The sequence below is a fragment of the Streptomyces sp. NH27 genome (genome assembly GCF_056859195.1).
The window spans coordinates 1-464 of the sequence record NZ_JACEGK010001084.1 but is presented as its reverse complement, the minus strand read 5'-3'; the positions used below and the strand labels follow the sequence as shown (position 1 = coordinate 464).

The following is a 464-nucleotide window of genomic DNA, read 5'->3' as shown; positions in this document are numbered from 1 at the left end:
CAGACCATATTGTAGCCTTCCCCAAGACCAATCAAAAGTGGAGATTTGTTTTTCGCTACATAGATGACATCTGGATTTTCAGTGTCAATCAAGGCAAAGGCATATGAACCACGGTTAATATGAAGAGCTTTTTTAAAGGCTTCAAGTACTGAGAGACCGTCTTCTTCCGCAAATTTTCCAATCAAATGTACGGCGATTTCCGTATCTGTTTGCCCTTTGAAGTGGTGCCCAGCAAGGTATTCTTCTTTAATTTCAAGGTAGTTTTCAATCACCCCATTGTGAACCAAGACAAAACGTTCTGTCTCAGAGCGGTGTGGGTGAGCATTGTCTTCCGTTGGTTTCCCATGAGTTGCCCAACGAGTATGTCCGATACCAGTTGTTCCCTCAACACCAGCTGTCTTGGCAGACAATTCTGCGATACGACCAACAGCCTTCACCAAATGGTTATCAGCACCATCTAGGAC

At 44.2% G+C, this 464-nt stretch carries 1 protein-coding gene; it reads right to left on the bottom strand.

Annotated features, from left to right (window positions below):
* The coding region (locus tag AC13HU_RS38135) for a class II glutamine amidotransferase (RefSeq protein WP_483046574.1) at positions 1 to 437 on the bottom strand (437 nt) is incomplete at its 3' end.
* Positions 438 to 464: the final 27 nt, after the last annotated feature.